Below are 19,466 nucleotides of genomic sequence, written 5' to 3'. Positions count from 1 at the left end.
CAGCCGGTGCCGGCCCTATTCCCGCTGGTCGCGGCCATACAGCAGCAACAATGCGAGGATAACGACCCCATAGATGATGCTCCGCCCGTAATCGGGCATATTGAGCGCCAGCAATACGCTGACCAGCGCGGTCAGGCTGACAGCCCCGGCCGCGGCACCCAGATAGTTGCCGCGTCCACCCAGGATGCTGACCCCGCCGATGACCACCGCGGCGATCGACTGGAACAGGTAAGGCGTGCCCATGCCCAGCGACGCCTGACCGCCAAAGCCGACCAGCAGGATACCGGCGAGCGCGGAAAACAGCCCGCTCAGCCCATAAAGGCAGACAGTGGTAAGGCTCACGTTGATGCCGGCCAGGTAGGCGGCACGCGGATTGTTGCCGATGGCATAGGTGATGCGGCCAAAGCGCGTCAGGCCAAGCACGAATGAAACGATCAGGATCACCACCAGCCAAAGCCACAGGGCCGCCGGGACGCCCAGCCACACGTCATGCACCGAAGCGGCGATGACCGGAGGCGCATAGGAGGCACAGGCCCCGCAGGTCATGCCGCCGGTCAGGCCGAGCGCCAGGCCCTCGATGATGCCGTTCATGGCGAGCGTCATCACCACCGCCGGCACGCCCAGCCAGACGACGCCGACACCGTTGGCGAAGCCCGCCACCAGGCCCATGCCAAGCGTCAGCACCACGGCATAAGCCGCTCGGCTGTCCTGCCCCAGCGAGGACGTCGCCAGCAGGATCGCGGCGGCGTTCAGGACCCACGGCACGGACAGGTCGATGCCGCCCACCAGGACGACAAAGCATTGTCCCGCCGCCACCAGGCCGACGAACGTCGCGACCAGAAGAATGGACGTGATGCTGCCGAAGCTGGCGAACCCCGGATGGACAAAGGCGCCGATCACGAACAGCAGAACCGCGGCCCCGTACGCGGCCAGGACGCGCAACGCATCCGGCGACAGGGACAGGCGCTTCATCGGCCACCCCTGACAAGACGGCCGATCAGGGCGCCGAACACGACGGCGATCACCAGAAACAGACCCTCGTAGAACGACTGATAAAGCGGATTGATATGGGCGAAGAACAGGATGTTGACGATCATCGTGGTGATGAAGGCGCCGCAGATCGCGCCAACCGCGCTGCCCCGGCCGCCGAACAGGTTCACCCCGCCCAGCACCACGGCGACGATCGAGGTCAGCGTGTAGTCGTCGCCCGTGGTCGCATCGCCCCCGGTGGCGCTCGCGGCGAGGAACAGGCCGGCCACCGCATACAGCATGCCCCCGATCGTGTACGCAATGATCTTGGTGCGCAGCGCTTTGACGCCCAGGGCGATCGCCGCTTGCTCATCGTTGCCGATCGCGAAGACATCGACACCCAGCCGGGACCGCCGGAAACCCATCCAGCCAAGCGCGGCAAGGGCCAGGAAGCAAAGCGCCGTCGGTGCATTGGTGTTGACCAGGAAGGCGGTATAGCCGGCCGGAATCGACCCGCCGGGTGTCGGCAGGACGCGAATGGCAAGCCCCTGCAGGATCGACAATGTCGCCAGCGTCACGACGATCGGCTGCAGCCGGCCGAAGCCGACGATCAGGCCGTTGATCAGCCCCGCTACCCCGCCGGCCAGGACGATCAGCACCGAGACGACGGCCATGTGCCAGACGCCGCCGGTCAGGAAGATCGCGGCAAGCGCGTTGGTCAGGTCGATCACGCCGCCGACCGAAAGATCGATACCGCGCGTCAGGACGACGATCGTCTGCCCGATCGCGGCAAGCGCCAGCGGCATGGTGTTGTTGACGGTGGAGGTGATCTCGAAACTGCCCGGCAACCGATCCTGTTGCACAACGAACATCGCGGCGAAGATGACGATGCTTGCGGACAGGATGGCAACGGCCAGGATCAGCCCAATGTTTTGCCCGACCACGTGGGCCAGCACCGGGCGCCGCGTTCGGCCCCGCGGCGGTTCGGCGGCCTCAGGCGGCATCGCGCATCGCCGCGGCAACAATCGATTCAGCGGTCAGTTCGGGCCGGTTCAGTTCGGCCGCGATACGGCCACCGCGCAGGACCAGCACGCGGTGGCAAAGATGCGCCAGTTCCTCGGTATCGGAGGAATAGAACAGGATCGCCTTGCCCTCTCCAGCCAGCCGGACCATCAGTTCGCAGATTTCATGTTTGGTTGCCACATCGACCCCGCGGGTCACGTCGTACAGCAGCAGAATCCGAGATTCCGCCAGCAGCCAACGGCCGACCAGCACCTTCTGCTGATTGCCGCCCGACAGCGCGCCCACCGGCTGCATCGGGGTCGGCGTGCGGATACCCAGGCCGGATATCATCTCGCGGCTCATCCGCATTTCCGCGCCGCCACGGATGACGCCAAGACGGCTGATCCGCCGCAACAGGGGAAGCGACAGATTGTCTCGCACCGGCAGCGACAGCAGCAATCCCTCGGTCTTGCGATCCTCCGGAACCAGCGCAATGCCAAATCCGGCTCGGATCGCATCAGCCGGGTTGGCGATGCGGACCGGTTTGCCGCCGACGCTGATACGGCCGCGCCGCAGCGCCGGTGCGCCGAACAGCCCCAGGAACAACTCCCGGTGCCCCTGGCCGGCCAGCCCGCCGATGCCCAGGATCTCACCCGCGGCCAGCGAGAACGCGAACTCGGTTCTTCCGTCCAGCGACCCGTGTGCAAGCGCCAGGGCCGCCGGCGCGCCGTCCGGCACCGGCGGCAGACTGGGATACAGCGCGTCGACACGGCGGCCGGTCATCAGCGTGATCGCCTTGGCCTCGTCGATCGTGGTGAACGTGCCCACCTCCTGGCCATTGCGAAAAATGGTGATCCGGTCGGCGATCGCGGTGATCTCATTCCAGCGATGCGACGTGAAGACGATGCTGGTCCCCTGGTCCCGGAGTTCCCGGATACGGGCGAACAGCCATTCGACCTCGCGTTCCGCCAGCGAGGACGTCGGTTCATCCAGCAGCAGGATGCGCGGCCGGCGGATAATCACCCGCGCAATCTCGATGATCTGCCGTTCCGCCAGCGACACCTCCGCGGCGAGGGCCCTCGGATCGATGTGGTGGATGCCCAATCCGGCGAGCACCGCCTCGGCCTCCCGGGCGAGGGCACCGCGGCGGATCAGGCCGATCGCCGAACGCGGTTCCCGCCCGATCAGCAGGTTCTCGGCGACGCTCATCCAGGGCAGCAGCGTCAATTCCTGGAACACCGTGCCGATGCCGTGCCGCGCCGCGTCGGCGGTGCCGGACAGGCGCACAGCACGTTCGTCGAGCATCACACTGCCCGTGTCAGGCGGCAGACGTCCGCCCAGCAGCTTGATGAGCGTCGATTTCCCCGCCCCGTTCTCACCGACCAGCCCATGCACCTCGCCGGCACACGCGGCAAACGAGGCGCCACGCAGCGCGTGGACCCCACCAAAAGCCTTGCTGACCACCCGAACGCCGACGACCCCGGCAGCTTCGGCTGGTGCTACCGGTGCCTCGCTCATGCCGTGGGCAGGCGCACGTCGAGACTCCCCGGACAGGGCGTGCCGTTCAGCGCGGCGTCGGGACACAGCTTCACCACGGCATCCGCACCGCTGTCGGTGAAATCGGCGAAGAAACTGTCCGGCAGATCGGGGAACACCGTCTCACCGGCCTTGACCGTTTCGCTGGTGACAAAGGGGAACGGGATGGTCACGTCCTTGCGCGGATGTGTCTTCTGCAGGATGCCGAGCGCCAGTGCCAGCGAGACCAGCACAAGGTACGGCGGCTGGCCGATCGACAGCCCGTCCACCTTCTGGCCCTGATAGCCGATCATGAACTTGCGGAAGCCGTTCTCGGCCTCGCCGGCCGTGGGAGGCAACGGCAGCCGCTTGGCGGCGATGAACGCTTTCAACACGCCATCCGTTCCACCCTGGCACCAGATCCCATCGATCTTCGGCAGGCTGGGCAGGATCGCCGACGTGTTCCGTTCCGCGGTGGAGGAATCCCACATCCCGGTATACCGGTTCACCACATGGATATCCGGATGCTGCTTCCAGACGGACTCGGCACCAGCGTTCCGCTGCTGATCCACGAACGTGCCGGCTACGCCGGTGACCATGATGACATTGCCCTTGCCGTTCATCTTCTTCACGAGGAATTCAGCCAGCGTCTTGCCGAAATTGAACTGGTCCGTGTTCACCTTGATGACCGAGGGTTCGGTGACGACGTTGTCGAATGAGACGACAAGGATGCCGCGGTCCGTCGCCTGCTTCAAAATGCCGTTCAAGCCTGTGGGTGAGGCCGCATTGACGATGATCGCATCGACCCGCTCGCCGATCAGGCCGCTGATCTGCTGTGCCTGCTGGCTGACGTTGTTGCCCGAATTGAACCACGTTCCAGTCACCTGGTTCTTGTACGGGTCCATCTGCAGCGACGCCTTGAAGAGATTCTCCATCTCGATGCGCCACTTGTTGCCGATGAACGAATTCGACAGTGCAACGGTCAGCTTCTTGTCCGCGGCGCGGGCGCCAAACGGCAGGCTCGCCGCCAAAAGGCCGGCGCCGGCAAGCAAGGGGCGGCGGGTGATATCCCGGACCATGAAATCCTCCCATATTGTTTTTTATGCGGATCGGATGAACACGAACCGCAGGAGATCGTCTAGCATTGCGGTGCGCCCGACGGCAATCGCGGCCCTGCATTGATTTGGCCGGCGCGGTGGCATCTCATACGGTCTGCCGCCAAGAGGAGGAACAATGTCCAACGAACCCACCAGCCTGCCGCTCGGTCATCTGCCCGGGACGCGCTATCCGGATCACCGGATCGAAGCGCTGGACAAGCGATTTCCCAAACAGGGGAACGCCGCGATCGAACGCATCGCGACCGGATTCCGCTGGGCCGAAGGGCCGGTCTACTTCCGCGACGGCGGCTACCTGCTGTGGAGCGACATTCCAAACAACCGGATCATGCGCTGGCTGGAGGATGACGGACATGTCAGCGTATTCCGAACGCCATCGAACCATTCAAACGGCAATACCCGCGACCGGGAAGGGCGGCTTGTCACGTGCGAGCACGATTCCAGGCGTGTGACCCGGACAGAACTCGATGGGCGCATCACCGTGCTGGCCGATGGGTTGGAAGGCAAAAAACTGAATGCTCCCAATGACATCACCGTGGCCTCGGACGGTGCGATCTGGTTCACCGATCCCGGCTACGGGATCGACGGCGAATACGAAGGCCACAAAGACACGTTCGAGCTTCCCGGAAATGTCTACCGGCTCGACCCCGCGACCGGCCGGCTGACCGTGGTCGCGGACGATTTCGTCAGGCCAAACGGGATCGCCTTCTCGCCGGACGAGAAGGTTCTTTACGTCGTCGATACGGGAATCACGCACGGAGGACCATCACATATCCGTTACTTCGATGTAGATGGGGGCCGCCTGCGCAATGGCCGTGTGTTCGCGGAAAATTTCGCTCCGGGGATGACGGACGGCCTGCGCGTCGACGCCAACGGCAATGTCTGGTGCAGCATGGGATGGTCCGATCCGGCCGAGGACGGCGTGCGTTGCTACGCCCCGAACGGCGACCTGATCGGTAAAATCCATTTGCCCGAAGGCTGCGCCAATCTCTGCTTCGGCGGGAAAAAGCGAAACCGGCTGTTCATGGCCGCGAGCACGTCGATCTACTCGCTGTTCGTGGATGTGCAGGGCGCACAGCGCCCGTGACCCGGCTGCCAATCGCCTGGAATTGCGCGCCGAACGATGCCATGGCCTGTGTCAGCAGCGCGGACGCGGTCAGACCGGATGACGAACCATACGGCGCCGTCACATTCGCCATGTCCGTGGCATCCAGTGTCGGATTGTTCGCCCCGAGTTCGGGGAACATGATCGATCCCAGGTCGGAACTCGGGCCGAGACCAAGCGCGTTGCCGATTTGCTGCATTGCCGCCTGATACAGCGTCGTATCTGTGTCAGAATAAGTCAGCGCACCGCCGGTTCCCGCCACAAGAGCGGTCTGTGCGGGGTCGCCTGCTCGATCGCTTCCTGATATTGCGCCTGAATCGACCCGGTGAGCGGATTGTAACTGCTGCCGGCGCCCGTGGCGAAGCTCCAGGTGACCACGGTTCTGCTCCACGCGACGCTTTCGAAAGGCGACGGCGCTGCCACGGTCGCGGGGGAGGCGGCGGCCGCGATCGCTTCCGTAGTCCGTTATATAATCGTTGCTACCGTGAATACTGTCATCGCTTCCCTCTATCGTCAGGCTCGTGTCGTTGTTTATATATATCGTCTCATCGCTTCCATAGATCGCATCGCCACTGCCGGTCACGGTCTCGTTCTGGCCGCCGGCGAGCTGGCCGGCGTGCTTCGCGGCCTCGGGGCAAATGTGCCCCGACACTCCAAACGGACCATCGGCGGTGCGCCACCAACGGTCCAATCTCGGTCACGAATGAAACGTTCAACAACAGCCACGCCACCGCGGTGCGATGGAGGGCGTCACACGATATCCCTCGGCCAGATTCCGACTTTCTGGCCGAGAGACTCGTTACGGCTACAGCCTGATATGCGCGGCGGCGGTCAGGCCGGCTCTACCAGGAACCGGTGTTCGCCATGCCGGTCCAGGGTTCGGCGGGCGGCAGTGCGTCGCCGGCCTGCAGCAATTCCAGGGAGATGCCGTCCGGCGTGCGGATGAAAGCCATACGGCCGTCACGCGGCGGGCGATTGATCGTCACGCCACGGGCGATGAAAGCGTTGCAGGTGTCGTAGATATTGTCCACCGCATAGGCGAGATGCCCGAAATTGCGGCCGCCGGTGTAAGGCTCCGAATCCCAGTTATACGTCAGTTCCACCGGAGCCGTTTCATCGCCCGGGGCAGCGAGGAACACATTGGTATAGCGGCCCTTTTCGTCCGCGCGGCGGCGGATCTCGCGCAGGCCCAGCACCTCGAAGAAAGCGATCGTGTCGTCCAGCGAACTGACGCGGATCATGGTGTGCAGATATTTGGTCATGTCGTGTCCTCAGGTCAGGGATGGGAAGGGCGGGCGCCCGGGTTATGCAAATCGGCTGACACCATAATCCGAAACGTCTGCTTGGGAAATCAGGGAGATACGGTGGCGCTGCCACAGCCGGGGCGGGTGCTGCTGTCTCAGCGCGCGGTCCGGCGCGCCATGCTGGCCCGCGCCGACGCATTGCGCCCCGGATGCCGCGAGCTCGTTTGGTATTTGTGGTGATGAAGGAGACCGGCAGGATCATGGACGGATGTGTTCAGGCAACCCTGCGGCTCGCCGTGCTCGCGTCAGCCACGCTACATACCATTGCAATCCGAGCCCGAACCGGCGTCCCCCGAATCGAATTGCGAGAGATCGCGTGCAAGGCGGTGCGTGTGATCTGCGGACACTGATCGGTAAGGTCCGACTCTCATTGATTCAGCGCCAGCGGACCGCTGACGAACCGGCTGCCCCGAACGTAGAATCGCAGCAGGCTGTCGGCCGCGCGGGTAATGCCGATCCGTTTGCCTTGCCCGATTTCGTCCGGCGCCTGACCGTCGGTTCCGATCCACAGCGGGCCGACCTGGCACAGATCGATCCCATCCAGCCGGCGATCGATCTCCAAGGCCGAACACAGCCGGCCCGGACCCCGAGCCAGGTCGCGCATCCGTTCGGTGCCCCGATTTCGCTGCATAAGCGCGATGCCACAAGTTGGCTCGATCGCCCTGATCAACACGCCCGCGCCTACGCCGGGCGCCTCGCTGGAGACGTTCAGCATGAATGAAATGCCATACGCCAGATAGACATAGGCGTGCCCATGCGCGAGGAAAAGCGCCCCATTGCGCTTGGTCATGCCGCGATAGGCATGGCCCGCGGCGTCGCCGATATCATACGCCTCGGTCTCGACGATACGTCCGCCGGCCACACCGTCGGCCAGCGTCCGCACAACCAGTTTGCCAATCAGAAAACGAGCAAGACGAACCGTATCGACCGGAACCTCCGCTCGGTCCAACACCCGCGCGACCGCCGTCATTCCATGCGTTCAACCAAATGCACGCGCGAGGGGCCAGGCGGAAACGCGTCGCCAAAGTATTGCGTCTCGCGGGCCACCTTGCCATCCAGGAACTCCATGACGCTCACCGTATAGGATGGGCGGCCGTCGTACGTGATGACGAATTCCGAGACCCACAGGTCGTCCGAACCGACGATGCGACGCACCGTGAAGCGCTTCGCATTCGGCTGCGCGGTGCGGGAGGCCTGGATATTGCGCCGGCCCCTGATGCGTTCGCCCGATTGCGGGTACTCCAGAACCGCATCCTCCCGGTAAATGTCGTGTTCCACCTCGAAGTCATTGGCGTCCGAGGCGGCCCAGTGCCGATCGAGTGCCTCTCGAATCCCATTCCCGTCCATGCCAGCCACTCCCATGTATTGAGTTTGCCAGGACAACACCAAAAGCTCTCTCTATGCGCGCCGCGGATTTATACAGCATGCCATGGCCGACACGCTCCCCGATATCATCGCCGAACGCCTCGCCGTGGTCTTCTGCGGGATCAATCCCGGCATGACCGCGGCCGCCGAAGGACATCATTTTGCCGGAAGAAACAATCGCTTCTGGCGCGTGCTTCATCTCGCCGGCTTCACGCCGGCGGAAATCCGTCCCCAGGACGACCGCACGATCCTGCGCCACGGATATGGCCTCACAGCGGTCGTCGACCGGCCGACGGCTCGGGCGGACCAACTATCGGCGCAGGAATTCATCGCCGCCGCCACGCATTTTGAACAAAAGATCGAACGCTACGCACCACGCTTCGTCGGCTTTCTCGGCAAAGCGGCCTACGCCGCGCTATCCGGCCGAAGAGACATCGCATGGGGACCGCAGCCCACCGCCTTCGGCAATGCCGCGGTCTGGGTTCTGCCCAATCCCAGCGGGCGAAATCGCGCCTTCACCCTCGATCAACTGGTCACCGCCTACCATCAGCTTTATCTGGCGGCCGGCCAGGGCCGCCCTTCGGTCTGAACTCACTCACCGCCCACGATCGCGTCGGCAATCTTCTCCGCCACCATCAACGTCGGCACATTGGTGTTCGCACACGGCACCACCGGGAACAACGACGCATCCACCACCCGCAGCCCCGGCACGCCGCGCACCAGCCCGGCCGGATCGGTCACCGCCATCGGATCGTCGGCGGACCCCATCCGGCAACTGCACGACGCATGCCACACGCCGATCGCCGCCTGGCGAATGAACGCCTCCAGCTTCTCGTCATCGCGCATCACCTCGTCGAACCGGAAACCCTCCACGACATAGCGATCGATCAGCCAGCTTCGCAGCGCCGCCGGCCCGTCCAAAAACCGAGCAATCACCTGCGTCGCCAGACGGTTTTTCGTGTTCACCACACCGATCTTGCGCACCCGCTCGCTATAGCTGGCCGGAAACGGATCGGTGGTAACCGAACGCAACGTGTCGCTGAGGTGCAGGGCACCCAGGCGGCGGAACCCCTCCATCAACCGCTCCACATCGCGGCTGTCGGACAGCAGCTTGAACGCCACCACCGGTTCGGCGTCGGGATCGGGCGAAGCAAGCTGCACACGCCCGGCCTCGGAGTAGGTTTTGTTCACGAACAGCACCAGTGAGGCGATCTGCTCCCCCACCGCGTGCCAGGCCGACTTGCTGGCGCAGGCGACGAACATGTCCCCCGCCGGCGCGCCCCGCAGCCCGGACGAATAGCGCATCGCCACATGGATATGCCGTCGGGTCCGGTCGTCCATCCGAGCCGGCCGCTTGATGAAGGAGGCAAGCGCAACCGACGGATGGTCCATCAGCCTCGCCCCCACACCGGGCAGGTTCGCTCGGACATCGATACCCAGCGCGCGCAGTTCGCCGGCAGGGCCGATCCCGGCCCGCAGCAGATGCGCCGGCGTATGGATGGCGCCGGTGCACAAGATCACCTCCCGCCCGCGATAGTCGACCGCCCTTCCGTCCACCGTGGCGCGGACGCCGACGCAAACCGGCCCGTCGAACAGCAGGGCGCGCACCGTGGTATCGGTGCTGATCGTCAGGTTCGCCCGTGCGCGGGTGGTCCGGTCCAGATAGCCGACCGCAGCGGACGCCCGCTGTTCGTTCTGGTTGGAGATGGTGACGGGGAAATACCCGTCCTGCCACGCGCCGTTCTGGTCGGGCAGGAACCGGCTGCCAGCCTGCTCGAACGCCGCGGCGGTGGCGTGCGCATGCGGGCACCAGTGGTCGCGCGGAATGCGGCGGATCGGGATGCGGCCGTCCTTGCCGTGCAGAGGGCCGTCGAAATCCAGGTCGCGCTCCACTTTGCGGAAATACGGCAGCACGGCGTCCCAGCCCCAACCCGTCGCACCGCGCGCTTCCCACTCGTCATAGTCGGTCGGCGCGCCGCGATTGGCCATCTGGCCGTTGATCGAGGAGCCACCGCCCAGCACCCGCGCCTGCTCGTATTTGCGCAGCGGCGGCAGGTCGGTGGGGTTGTTATGCGATACAGGCTGGGTGCGGACCTTCAACGCGGTCCAGTGGAAGCGGGGGTCGAAATAGGCGACGCCGGGATAGCTGTCGGCGATCTCGGGCGGGATGTTGTCTTCCGGCATGTCCTGCCCGGCTTCGCACAGCAGCACGGTGTGGCTGCTGCGCGCCGACAGCCGGTTGGCCAGCACCGATCCGGCGGACCCGCCGCCGACGATGATCGTATCGTAGTCCATTGCCCAGTCCCGATTGACGTTTGTTCTCGATCGTAGCCCCTGGCCGATCGGTGTCCAATCGCCCGCACCGGGCGTCCGCGATCCCGCGCACCATCGCACGGCCCGCATCGGCCATTCGCGCCGGCAACCGCTGAAAGCGCGCGGCCGAGACCCCATCTACCATCGGTCGTCGCTCTATCCGGGAGGATCCTATGCCTGAAGCCAAAAAGGCCCGTGCCGTGGGTTTCAATCACGTCGCGCTCGAAGTCGGTGACATCGAGGAAGCGCTCGCTTTCTATGCTCGCATATTCGAATTCCGGCTGCGTGGGAAAACCGAGGAGATGGCGTTCATCGACCTCGGCGATCAGTTCCTGGCGCTCCAGCGCGGGCGCCGCCAGCCGCCCGACGATGGCCGCCACTTCGGGCTGGTGGTCGATGACAAGGAGGCCGTCCGCCAAGCTCTGCACGAAGCCGGCGTCGAGGTCGTGGCCGGGCCGTTCCTCGACTTCCGCGACCCCTGGGGCAATCGCTTCGAGATCGTCGGCTACGACAACATCCAGTTCTCCAAGGCACCCAATGTGCTGCGCGGCATGGGGCTGACGTATCTTGCCAAGAACGCGAAAGCGATCAAGGAACTGACCGACAAGGGAATGACCCCCACCGCCATTGAGGCCGACTCGTGATTCGTCATGACCCGACTGGTTCATCATGGCCCGACGTCGGTTGAGCCCCAGTCGATCCGTCACGGCCCGACGTCTGTTAATTCGTCATGGCCCGGACTGACGTCAGTCCGGGCCATCTGCCCCAGTAAAGTGCTGGATCAAAACACCCAAACGTCGCTGCCCCAAGACAACGCCGACGCATCAACATCAACACCCGTCGTAATGACCCCCGGCTAAGGGCTCGCCGGGGAATAAGCGAATTGTCCGGCGAACGCCGCCGTCCTCTCATCGTCATGGCGGGCGAAGGCCCGCCATCCACGCCTTGCTGTGTAGGTCTCGGGAAAGGCGTGGATGGCAGGCCTACGCCTGCCATGACGGGACCGGGCGACAGTGCCAACATCGAAGCATTTGTTTATGCACGAAGCCCAAGACCCACACCGCCGTCAGGCCCCCGATCCCCACCCAAAAGCCACCCGAACATCAACGCGCCGACACCGCCACCCGGCAGAAGGTGGCGGCGATATGGCTTCCAGCCCGCAGCGTGCCACGCAACGAACCAGCCACTTTCGAATGGCCGCCGCCGCGACGGCGATAGGGCAGGGGCACCTCCAATATCCGCAATCCGGCGCGCGCCGCCCGCATCTGCATCTCGATATTCCAGCCATAGGTCATTTCGCGCAGCTCGAGGCGTCTCAGTGCGTCCCGCCCGATCGCCCGAAAGGCGCACATATCGCTGTACCGCACCCCGTACAACGCGCCCATGCCGAAGCCGGCAACCCGGCCGGCAAGAACCTGGTGCCACAGCATCGCGCCGGGTTCGCGCGCCCCCCGGGTCCGCGACGCCAGCACCAAATCGCGCGTGCCATCCAGCACCGGCCGCGTGATCGCGGCGATCAGATCGCCCCGGTCGGCACCGTCTCCATCCATGAAGGCGATCGCGGTGCTGGCGGGATGTGCGGCCTCCGCCCCCAGCGCGCAGGCCCGGCCATAGCCGCGTCCCGCGTCGATCACCCGAGCACCTGCCCCGCGGGCGATCTCCGGCGTCCCGTCGGTGCTGCCGCCGTCGGCGACGATGATGTCGAAGCGATAGGCCGCCGGGATCTCGCGGATCACGGCACCAATCGTTTCCGCCTCGTTGAAGGTCGGAATAACCAGGCTCAAAGGCTCCATCGCATCCCGCAATTCTGGCACGGCGCCGGCGGCGCGTCGGACAGCAGACTGGTGCGGAACGCCCGATACGCCGGGCTGTTCCAGATATCGAGCAGGTCCTGCTGCGTGGCGTCGCCCAGCGTGTAGTTGCTGTAGCCCCGGACGGAGAACGGCGCGATACAGCAAGGCAGCGCCCGCCCGTGGGCGGTGAAATACATCAGCGACCATGGCCGCCGGCAAGCCGCCCAGGCCCGATCGTCCTGCCGTTTCAGGCTGAGTCCCGGCTCAGTCGCCCCCGAGGCATCAAGCGTCACCCCCAGCGGGGCAGCGAGTGCCTGCGCTGCCTCGATCGCCTGCCGTTCCTCATCCCGCATGCTCTCGAACAGCGAATTCCCCGCCATCGCCTTGCCGTAGCCGCTCTCGTCGAACACCAGACGTTGCAGATGCACCTCGGTGACGCCCATCCGAGCCGCCAGCCGCACGAATTCCGGCAGTTGATCGACGGTTTCCTTCAGGCCGGTCAGCCAGAGCGACACGCGCGGCGTGGTCGAGCCCACTTGCTGCTGATAGGCAATGAATTTGCCGACATCGCGCACGATGCGGTTGAAGAAGTCCTTGCCGCGAATTTTCGCATAGGATTCACGGTCGGCGGCGTCCAGCGAGACGCGCAGCTCGTCAAGCCCGGTGTCGATCAGCTCCTGGAACCGTTTCGGCTGCATCAACGTCCCGTTGGTGTTGAACAGGACGTAGGTGCCGCGCGCTTTCAGATAACGGATCATGTCCGGCAGGGTCTTCACCAGCATGGGCTCACCCACGCCGTGCATCACCACGCGCGCGATATCGGGTACCTGGTCGACGATCCGCGTGAACAGTTCCCAGCTCATGTCGGCTGGCGGCTCAAGTTCCTCAAAGGTGCGCGGACAGGTCTCGCACAGCAGGTTGCAGCGGTTCGTGACCTCCAGATACAGGCAAACCGGTGGCTGCTCGGCGATCGAGGACCGGTCGGCGCCGATCTCCTCGAAGTATCGGCGCGGATTTTTCAGGGCAGTCGTCGTGAACATGCGGTGTCTCCCATGCCGGCGCCGTGCCGGCGTTTGGTCATCAGCCAGGGCCGGATATCCGCCAGCAGCAGAACGATGGCGGGGACATAGATCAGCGAGGGCCAGAAGAAGCGGTCCCCGGGAATCGGCTCGTCGAACAGCAGAATTGGCACGGTTGCGAGCCAAAGCAGCGCACGTGACGGCGCGACAACGGCCGGCAGCGCGAGCCAGGCGAAATACCAGTGATAATGCGGACTGGTGGCGACCATGGCAGCGGCGGCTAACAGCGCCGTGTCGCGGCACAGCGCCTGCGCGTCGTTCGCCGGCACCGGCTGCCGCAAAATCGCGGCCACAAGGGCAATGAAGACCACGACGACGCCGGCGCCGTAGATCAGCGTGGCATCCGAAGGCAGCCTCGTCAGCGTGCCGAGACCGGCCAGCAGCCAAAGCCCCGTTCCGCTGTCCAGACCCTCCTCCTGGCCGTACGAAGGAAGGAAGCCGACCACATGCCAGCCGGCGCCGCTGTAAAGGGCGTAGCATCCGCCGATCAGCACCAACCCGGCCAACGCCGGCCGCCAGAAGCGTCCGCCGCGCAGGAAGGCCGGCGCGACGACCAGGGGAAACAACTTGACAAGGACCGCGCCGGCCAGCGCCGCGCCAGCCCAGCCATCCTTGTGCCGAACCCGCAGCAGCAGCGCGAGCCCCAGCAACCCGACCGCGACCGCATCCACGTGGCCGTCACTGGCGAATGACCACAAGGCGAGCGGGTTCCAGGCGTAAATCAGAATCCGCTCGCGGGGCAGCCCGGCCAGCGGCAGCAGCCGCAGCAGGCAGACGATGCCCAGCGCCTCAAAACCGACCATGGCCAGCCGCATCCCGGTGACGCTGCCCCATATCCGTCCGACCGCCGCGAAAACCATTTGTGCGACCGGCGGATAGATGGTGCGCGCGTAGCCGGCGCGGTTGATGCGGGGATAGATGACGTCATCCCGCAACGACGCCAGCGCGGGGTCCGCCGGGATGTAGCGGTACGGATTGATACCGGAGGCCTGCACGCGGCCGTCCCAGACATAGCGGTAGATGTCGGTGGACAGGATGGGGGGCGCCGTCAGCAGCAGCACGCGAAGCGTCACCGCCACGCCCAGCACCACCCAGACGGTGCCGCGCGGCCAGGCACGGCACAGGATAAGGCGGACCGCCCCGAAATAGACCGCGACGGAAACCATCAGCAGCCCGGCCAACACGTCCATGCGCCCGATGCGGGACACACCCGAACTCGCCGGGATATCAAGCAGCAGGCCGCACGCCGTCAACACAAGCAGCGCCCCGCCGAACCCAACCAGCAGACCGAATGACAGCCTGCCCTTCATGCGGCGCAGGGCGAATGCGAGAACGCGTGCAGCCCCAGCGCCGCGATGGCATCGCGCGTCCATCGCGCGGCATAGCCCTCGTTCTCTCGCACCAATCGCTCCAACGCGGCGGCGTCATCGATATCATACCAAACCGGCAATTCCACGAGATCGAGACCAAGTTCGGCGATCCGGGTGCGCGTGGTCGCGGCGACGGAACTGCTGCTCCATGCGATGTCGGCGAACAGGCGGGCATGGGGCGCCCGCATCCCCAGCAGGTAGTAGCCGCCGTCGTCGCAAGCGCCCAGCACCACGCGCCGCTCGTCGCCGGTCAGCAGAGCCGTGGCCGCGGTAATCAGGATGTCGGTTGGCAGGGTAGGGGTGTCGGAACTCAGGACGCAGGCCGCGGCATGGCCCGCGGCGAACAGGTGCCGGATCGCGTGCAGCAGGCACCGGCCAAATCCATCCACGCCCGAAGGGGCCGGCAGGGAGCCATCCGCCAGGACGCAGGGCGTTCCCGGCGCCAGATGCGGGATCAGGACGTCCTCCGAACCCCACGGAGCATAGGCGGCATAGCCGGCAATCGGCGCCGCCAGCCTGGCCCTGGCGATGTTCTCGGTGGTGTCCCGCAAAAAAGCCCCGCTCAACTGAGCGGCCTGATCCGGAAGCAGCGGCGGGCAAAGACGCGTCTTCGAGTGGCCGGGCCGAGGCGACTTCGCCATGACGCCGATCGCGCAACTCACTGGCGAACCAGGCACCACATCTTCCGGCCTGCGTGGTTGGCCATTCATCGAAGTTCTCACACCGTGTCCCCTCGCGGCTGAAAAAGAGCACATCCCGGCTTCGACACCCGCAAGCGGCAGGTCGCGAGGCCAGGCTGCGAACTCTTCTTTCTGCGGGACGCCCGATAAGGTTACAGCGTCCCGCCATTTAAGCGATGATGGTTCGATGACGGCGAGACCGAACGGAGACCGGTCAGGTATCAGTGCGAGGGTTTGGCGAGGCCGACCCTGATAATCGTGTCGTCCCCAACGTCGGTGGTGCCGGCGGGCAAGAATGTGGGAAATTGCCGGAGTTGCTTCGGCGTAAAGGCAACGATCTCCATGTCCTGGCCAAGCAGCACCATGGCGTCCACGGGAACGGCGATCGGCCGGGCTCCCAGGCCCAGGAACCCGCCGAAGTCCACCACGACCATGATCCGGCCATCACCGTCGCGAACCAGGCGGCGAACGCGCCCCAGAACGTCCTGGCTCTCGACGGGACGCAAAACCTCCCGTCCGAGAAGATCGCCGACGCGGACTGGTTGCGGAAATCGCATGGCGGCGGAAGCCGGCAGGCTCATGCCCGGCGGCGGCGGCATGCCCCCCGGCGTCGTGCTCTGCGCATGCACTGCGTCCGCGCTCGCAGCCAGAAGGCACCACGCAAGCAGGATGCGGCTCGGTGCCATGCGTCTCACAGGCCCGCGAACCACGAAAAGCCCTTCGTTTCCCAATATCCACCAGGATAGGTGTTGGTGACCTCGATCGCCGTGATCCATTTGGGGTTCTTGTAGCCAAGCTTGGTCGCCATGCGCAGGCGCACCGGATACCCGAACGGATCGGCAAGCGGATCGCCGCCATATTGGGTCGCCAGCAATGTCTGCGGATGCAGCGCCGTCGCCATGTCGATGCTGCTCGGATAGTCGTCGGCCGTCTTGAAGGCGACGTATTTGGCGCGCAAATCCGCGCCCACACGCTCCAGGAAGACCCGCAGCGGCACGCCGGTCCAGCCGCCGATATAGCTCCAGCCCTCGACACAGATGTGCTTGATGACCATCGAGCTCCGCGGCAGCGCCTGCAATTGCGACAGCGTCCACGGATGCTTGTCGGCGATCAGGCCGGACAGGTCGAGACGCCACGTCGCGCCGTCCACCGGCTTCACATCCATCACGTCGTAATAGGCGTTGAACTTGGGCGGTCGCAGGATCATCGAGGCCGGATAGGTCGGCGCCAGCCTGTTCGGATTGAACAGCAGCGCCTGCACGTCGTCCGTGAGGCGAGACAACGCGAGCAGCGCGGATTCAACCGCCTCGGGACGCTTCACGTCGCATCCCGTCAGCATGACGAGCGCACCCAGCGACAGCCCGCCGCGGATCAGCCCACGCCGTTCCAGCGTTCGGACCAGCGGCTTATGATCGTCGAGGACGGCGGCATCCGGAACGGCGTCCGGCCGGAACGGCGATCTCATGTCGCATGACCCCGCTGCGCATGGCCTTTCCGAATTCGGCTGCGCACGGCCAGATGCGGGCCGCCCGTCACCATCGCCCACAAGGTCCTCGGAACCAGCAGCGCGAGAGCGACATGCACGACCAGGAAACCGACGATCACCGCCATCCCCGCGAAGTGCAGCACCCGCGCCGTCTGGAAACCGCCGAACAGCCAGACGAGACCGGAGAACTGGACCGGCTTCCAGATGGCGAGGCCGGTGACGACCTGGCTGATGCCGGCCAGGATGACGACGATGTACAGCAGCTTCTGCACCGCGTTGTAGACGGTGATGTCCTCGTGCGCGATCTTGAAATGCAACGTATCGATGACGGTCCGCACCACGTCGGACGGCCGGATCGGCAGCAGCTTCTCCCGCAATCGTCCACTCGCGAAGCCGTAGATCAGATAGATCAATCCGTTGATGCCCAGGAACCACATGCCGGCGAAATGCCAGTTGAGGCTCCAGGCCGCCCAGTCGCCCAGCCGCCAGAACGGGCTGAAATGGAGGCCGCGGATAATCACGTCGTCGTCGTAGATGCCCCAGCCGGACGTGATCATGACCAGCATGACGATGGCGTTGATCCAGTGCATGACCCTGATGGGCAACGGATGCAGACGGCGTCCGGCTTGTGGCGGCGCGGCAGGCATATCCGGGGTCTCGTCTTTGACTTGGCTCATGAATTCGATCTCGACATGACCGGTGACGCGTAAGCGCCTGGGAAACGACGGCATCACGGCTGTATCGTCACCATCGTGACAGCCGCATCAGGATGGCCCGCCCCAGGATCGTCACGATCGAGCATCCAACGGTGTACCAGACCGCGATGTAGAGCGGATCATCCGACGGACAGGCGAAGACGAACACGAACGCGCCCCAGGCGGCCGACGCCAGGCCGGCGGCCAGCGCGGTCCCGCCGCGGTCGGTCGGCGCACCGCGTCGTATCAGCACGCCCAGCGCGATGGCCGGCGGGATCGACAGAGCGATCATCTTCCAGACGCACTGCAGGCCGTGCACCCAATCGAGACGGCGAACCAGGTCCCCCAGTCCGTTCCCGGAGGCGTCGATCAGCCACCCGCTGGCAATGATCATGACGATGCAGATCAGCATCCACCGCAGCCCACGGCGGGGCGATCGGACGGGATCGGCAGACAAGATCGCCACGCCCGCCCCAAGCACCGCGATCAGCCCCAGGCTGGCGAGCTTCCACCAGAAGGACGGCGCATCCATCGCCATCGGCATGTCCGGGCGCATGAACCCCATGCCCAGGAACGCCGCGACCTCGACGACACCCAGCACCAGCAGAAGCAACGCCTCCCGCACGATGTTCCGCCGTCGCACCGGGCGAAGATCCTGGCTGAGACGGTCGACCAGGGAGTCAGTCCGCATCGCCGGCCGCCTTGATCATATTGGTGAGATGCTTGATGCCGCGGTGAATGTTCACCTTGATGAGGGAGACCGACTGACCCGTCGCCCGAGACGCCTCCTCGACGCTGTAGCCCTCCAGCTTGACCAGCCGGATGGCTTCGGCCTGCGGCGCCTTCAGTCCGGCCAGCAGTTGCCGGAACGTCGAGCCGGCGATGACGGTATCGCCGTGATCCGGCACCCCGATCGTCTCGTCCAGGGGTTCGGCCGCTTCCGCCTTCAGCGAACGCAGCCGGTCGATCCATTTGTACCGCGCGATCGCGGCCAGCCAGGGCCCGAAGGGCCGAGCGGGATCATAGGTGTGACGCTTCTCGTGGATCGCCAGCAGGACGTCCTGGACCGCATCTTCCGTCATGGCAGGCGGCAGGCGCCTTGCGTAGTACCGGCGCAACCACGGCGCCAGTTGGGCGAGTAACGTCCTGTACGCATTGGCATCTCCCACCTGCGCGGCGGCCATCATCCTGTCCCAGTTCTCGCCGGGCGCATCGCCGCTCACGATCGGGGCCATGGCGGCCGGACCCGGTTCGAAAGCGGCCATTGTGCTCGACACATGCTCATCCCGTTGGCTTCGAACACCATGTTCGGCGGCAATCGGGGTTCGGTTACAGGCGTGGATGGTACCGCGCCAAAAAAACAACGGCAGACCCTCACGTTTCTGTCCCTGTATGTGACGGCGATTCGGATCCCGCCCGCGCCCTGCGATCGAGGAGGGTCCAAAGGCGATCCGGCACCTTAGAATCCATGGATAAAAATAGCGAGGCCCGCAACCGGATATGACCCTGGGAACGGCCCGCCTCGCGTCGATCGCCGCCCGTCTGCGACACCGCGAACATAACATGCGCGCAGATGATGCCCACATAGATCCACGGCCACTTCCCGAGAGCGGGTTACCGACGGGCCGCCGGTAATTCGATTTTATTCCCGTAACGTGCGACGGGGTGTCGTTAT

General features: G+C 65.1%; 21 protein-coding genes. 3 read left to right on the top strand and 18 right to left on the bottom strand.

The genetic code is table 11. From position 1 onward, the window contains the following. Positions 1-15 precede the first annotated feature (15 nt). Genes GSQ89_RS22530 through GSQ89_RS22515 form a run of 4 tightly spaced genes read right to left on the bottom strand, consistent with a single transcriptional unit; the run spans position 16 to position 4,565 of the window. Positions 16-972: an ABC transporter permease gene (locus GSQ89_RS22530; protein ID WP_158929440.1), complete on the bottom strand. Its 957-nt coding sequence runs from the start codon at positions 970-972 to the stop codon at positions 16-18. Beyond that, positions 969-1,973: an ABC transporter permease gene (locus GSQ89_RS22525; RefSeq protein WP_158929438.1), complete on the bottom strand. Its 1,005-nt coding sequence runs from the start codon at positions 1,971-1,973 to the stop codon at positions 969-971. The genes GSQ89_RS22530 and GSQ89_RS22525 overlap by 4 nt, the downstream gene beginning before the upstream one ends. Then, positions 1,963-3,489, bottom strand: a complete 1,527-nt coding sequence (locus tag GSQ89_RS22520; protein ID WP_158929436.1) for a sugar ABC transporter ATP-binding protein — start codon at positions 3,487-3,489, stop codon at positions 1,963-1,965. Before GSQ89_RS22520 ends, GSQ89_RS22525 begins: the two co-directional genes overlap by 11 nt. After that, complete coding sequence (locus GSQ89_RS22515) at positions 3,486-4,565, bottom strand: sugar ABC transporter substrate-binding protein (RefSeq protein ID WP_158929434.1); 1,080 nt, start codon at positions 4,563-4,565, stop codon at positions 3,486-3,488. The genes GSQ89_RS22520 and GSQ89_RS22515 overlap by 4 nt, the downstream gene beginning before the upstream one ends. Positions 4,566-4,719: 154 nt before the next feature. On the opposite strand from GSQ89_RS22515, the gene GSQ89_RS22510 reads away from it, so the two are divergent. Continuing rightward, positions 4,720-5,688, top strand: a complete 969-nt coding sequence (locus GSQ89_RS22510; protein WP_158929432.1) for an SMP-30/gluconolactonase/LRE family protein — start codon at positions 4,720-4,722, stop codon at positions 5,686-5,688. Between the two features lie 255 nt (positions 5,689-5,943). On the opposite strand, the gene GSQ89_RS38640 is transcribed toward GSQ89_RS22510, so the two are convergent. The 4 genes from GSQ89_RS38640 to GSQ89_RS22490 form a co-directional block, all read right to left on the bottom strand. Then, complete coding sequence (locus GSQ89_RS38640; protein ID WP_216856334.1) at positions 5,944-6,084, bottom strand: hypothetical protein; 141 nt, start codon at positions 6,082-6,084, stop codon at positions 5,944-5,946. 464 nt (positions 6,085-6,548) lie between these two features. Continuing rightward, the gene (locus GSQ89_RS22500) at positions 6,549-6,968 is read right to left on the bottom strand and encodes a VOC family protein (RefSeq protein WP_158929428.1); all 420 of its coding nucleotides are present in this window, start codon (positions 6,966-6,968) and stop codon (positions 6,549-6,551) included. A 409-nt stretch (positions 6,969-7,377) separates the two neighbouring features. Continuing rightward, positions 7,378-7,980, bottom strand: a complete 603-nt coding sequence (locus tag GSQ89_RS22495) for a DNA-3-methyladenine glycosylase (RefSeq protein ID WP_158929426.1) — start codon at positions 7,978-7,980, stop codon at positions 7,378-7,380. Then, on the bottom strand, positions 7,977-8,357 hold the full coding sequence (locus tag GSQ89_RS22490) for a nuclear transport factor 2 family protein (RefSeq protein ID WP_158929424.1): 381 nt from the start codon (positions 8,355-8,357) through the stop codon (positions 7,977-7,979). Before GSQ89_RS22490 ends, GSQ89_RS22495 begins: the two co-directional genes overlap by 4 nt. A gap of 82 nt (positions 8,358-8,439) precedes the next feature. On the opposite strand from GSQ89_RS22490, the gene mug reads away from it, so the two are divergent. Beyond that, the gene (gene mug, locus GSQ89_RS22485; RefSeq protein ID WP_158929422.1) at positions 8,440-8,964 is read left to right on the top strand and encodes a G/U mismatch-specific DNA glycosylase; all 525 of its coding nucleotides are present in this window, start codon (positions 8,440-8,442) and stop codon (positions 8,962-8,964) included. A 2-nt stretch (positions 8,965-8,966) separates the two neighbouring features. Here mug and GSQ89_RS22480 read toward each other — a convergent pair whose 3' ends face one another. Beyond that, positions 8,967-10,670, bottom strand: a complete 1,704-nt coding sequence (locus GSQ89_RS22480) for a GMC family oxidoreductase (protein ID WP_158929420.1) — start codon at positions 10,668-10,670, stop codon at positions 8,967-8,969. 191 nt (positions 10,671-10,861) lie between these two features. Between GSQ89_RS22480 and GSQ89_RS22475 the strand changes: the two genes are divergently transcribed. Then, positions 10,862-11,332, top strand: a complete 471-nt coding sequence (locus tag GSQ89_RS22475; RefSeq protein WP_158929418.1) for a VOC family protein — start codon at positions 10,862-10,864, stop codon at positions 11,330-11,332. 459 nt (positions 11,333-11,791) lie between these two features. Here the strand turns inward: GSQ89_RS22475 and GSQ89_RS22470 are convergent, their stop codons facing one another. The 9 genes from GSQ89_RS22470 to GSQ89_RS22430 form a co-directional block, all read right to left on the bottom strand. Further along, on the bottom strand, positions 11,792-12,481 hold the full coding sequence (locus GSQ89_RS22470; RefSeq protein WP_174254911.1) for a glycosyltransferase family 2 protein: 690 nt from the start codon (positions 12,479-12,481) through the stop codon (positions 11,792-11,794). After that, positions 12,469-13,521, bottom strand: coding sequence for a radical SAM protein (locus GSQ89_RS22465; protein ID WP_158929415.1), 1,053 nt, complete (start codon positions 13,519-13,521; stop codon positions 12,469-12,471). The genes GSQ89_RS22470 and GSQ89_RS22465 overlap by 13 nt, the downstream gene beginning before the upstream one ends. Continuing rightward, on the bottom strand, positions 13,500-14,933 hold the full coding sequence (locus tag GSQ89_RS22460) for a glycosyltransferase 87 family protein (RefSeq protein WP_216856333.1): 1,434 nt from the start codon (positions 14,931-14,933) through the stop codon (positions 13,500-13,502). Before GSQ89_RS22460 ends, GSQ89_RS22465 begins: the two co-directional genes overlap by 22 nt. Then, on the bottom strand, positions 14,867-15,607 hold the full coding sequence (locus tag GSQ89_RS22455; RefSeq protein ID WP_216856332.1) for a DUF2064 domain-containing protein: 741 nt from the start codon (positions 15,605-15,607) through the stop codon (positions 14,867-14,869). Before GSQ89_RS22455 ends, GSQ89_RS22460 begins: the two co-directional genes overlap by 67 nt. A 224-nt stretch (positions 15,608-15,831) precedes the next feature. Beyond that, entirely contained in the window at positions 15,832-16,296 is a 465-nt protein-coding gene (locus GSQ89_RS22450) for a PRC-barrel domain-containing protein (RefSeq protein ID WP_158929413.1), read from the bottom strand. A gap of 5 nt (positions 16,297-16,301) precedes the next feature. Beyond that, complete coding sequence (locus GSQ89_RS22445) at positions 16,302-17,075, bottom strand: molybdopterin-dependent oxidoreductase (RefSeq protein WP_158929412.1); 774 nt, start codon at positions 17,073-17,075, stop codon at positions 16,302-16,304. After that, positions 17,072-17,773 (bottom strand): cytochrome b/b6 domain-containing protein, encoded by a 702-nt coding sequence (locus tag GSQ89_RS22440; protein ID WP_254073319.1) that lies wholly within the window; start codon positions 17,771-17,773, stop codon positions 17,072-17,074. The genes GSQ89_RS22445 and GSQ89_RS22440 overlap by 4 nt, the downstream gene beginning before the upstream one ends. A gap of 67 nt (positions 17,774-17,840) precedes the next feature. After that, on the bottom strand, positions 17,841-18,482 hold the full coding sequence (locus GSQ89_RS22435; RefSeq protein WP_158929411.1) for an NrsF family protein: 642 nt from the start codon (positions 18,480-18,482) through the stop codon (positions 17,841-17,843). Beyond that, positions 18,472-19,068, bottom strand: coding sequence for a sigma-70 family RNA polymerase sigma factor (locus tag GSQ89_RS22430; protein ID WP_254073318.1), 597 nt, complete (start codon positions 19,066-19,068; stop codon positions 18,472-18,474). The genes GSQ89_RS22435 and GSQ89_RS22430 overlap by 11 nt, the downstream gene beginning before the upstream one ends. Positions 19,069-19,466: the final 398 nt, after the last annotated feature.

The sequence above is a fragment of the Acidisphaera sp. S103 genome, from assembly GCF_009765975.1.
GTDB lineage: Bacteria > Pseudomonadota > Alphaproteobacteria > Acetobacterales > Acetobacteraceae > Rhodopila.
The sequence above is the reverse complement of the archived record's forward strand: the minus strand, read 5'-3'. Positions and strand labels throughout refer to the sequence as shown.

What these genes read in the sequence shown, in the direction of transcription:
- GSQ89_RS22530 (WP_158929440.1), bottom strand. Translation starts at nt 972, where the DNA reads ATGAAGCGCCTGTCCCTGTCGCCGGATGCGTTGCGCGTCCTGGCCGCG.
- GSQ89_RS22525 (WP_158929438.1), bottom strand. Translation starts at nt 1,973, where the DNA reads ATGCCGCCTGAGGCCGCCGAACCGCCGCGGGGCCGAACGCGGCGCCCG.
- GSQ89_RS22520 (WP_158929436.1), bottom strand. Translation starts at nt 3,489, where the DNA reads ATGAGCGAGGCACCGGTAGCACCAGCCGAAGCTGCCGGGGTCGTCGGC.
- GSQ89_RS22515 (WP_158929434.1), bottom strand. Translation starts at nt 4,565, where the DNA reads ATGGTCCGGGATATCACCCGCCGCCCCTTGCTTGCCGGCGCCGGCCTT.
- GSQ89_RS22510 (WP_158929432.1), top strand. Translation starts at nt 4,720, where the DNA reads ATGTCCAACGAACCCACCAGCCTGCCGCTCGGTCATCTGCCCGGGACG.
- GSQ89_RS22500 (WP_158929428.1), bottom strand. Translation starts at nt 6,968, where the DNA reads ATGACCAAATATCTGCACACCATGATCCGCGTCAGTTCGCTGGACGAC.
- GSQ89_RS22495 (WP_158929426.1), bottom strand. Translation starts at nt 7,980, where the DNA reads ATGACGGCGGTCGCGCGGGTGTTGGACCGAGCGGAGGTTCCGGTCGAT.
- GSQ89_RS22490 (WP_158929424.1), bottom strand. Translation starts at nt 8,357, where the DNA reads ATGGACGGGAATGGGATTCGAGAGGCACTCGATCGGCACTGGGCCGCC.
- mug (WP_158929422.1), top strand. Translation starts at nt 8,440, where the DNA reads ATGGCCGACACGCTCCCCGATATCATCGCCGAACGCCTCGCCGTGGTC.
- GSQ89_RS22480 (WP_158929420.1), bottom strand. Translation starts at nt 10,670, where the DNA reads ATGGACTACGATACGATCATCGTCGGCGGCGGGTCCGCCGGATCGGTG.
- GSQ89_RS22475 (WP_158929418.1), top strand. Translation starts at nt 10,862, where the DNA reads ATGCCTGAAGCCAAAAAGGCCCGTGCCGTGGGTTTCAATCACGTCGCG.
- GSQ89_RS22470 (WP_174254911.1), bottom strand. Translation starts at nt 12,481, where the DNA reads ATGGAGCCTTTGAGCCTGGTTATTCCGACCTTCAACGAGGCGGAAACG.
- GSQ89_RS22465 (WP_158929415.1), bottom strand. Translation starts at nt 13,521, where the DNA reads ATGTTCACGACGACTGCCCTGAAAAATCCGCGCCGATACTTCGAGGAG.
- GSQ89_RS22460 (WP_216856333.1), bottom strand. Translation starts at nt 14,933, where the DNA reads ATGGACGCGCGATGCCATCGCGGCGCTGGGGCTGCACGCGTTCTCGCA.
- GSQ89_RS22450 (WP_158929413.1), bottom strand. Translation starts at nt 16,296, where the DNA reads ATGGCACCGAGCCGCATCCTGCTTGCGTGGTGCCTTCTGGCTGCGAGC.
- GSQ89_RS22445 (WP_158929412.1), bottom strand. Translation starts at nt 17,075, where the DNA reads ATGAGATCGCCGTTCCGGCCGGACGCCGTTCCGGATGCCGCCGTCCTC.
- GSQ89_RS22440 (WP_254073319.1), bottom strand. Translation starts at nt 17,773, where the DNA reads ATGAGCCAAGTCAAAGACGAGACCCCGGATATGCCTGCCGCGCCGCCA.
- GSQ89_RS22435 (WP_158929411.1), bottom strand. Translation starts at nt 18,482, where the DNA reads ATGCGGACTGACTCCCTGGTCGACCGTCTCAGCCAGGATCTTCGCCCG.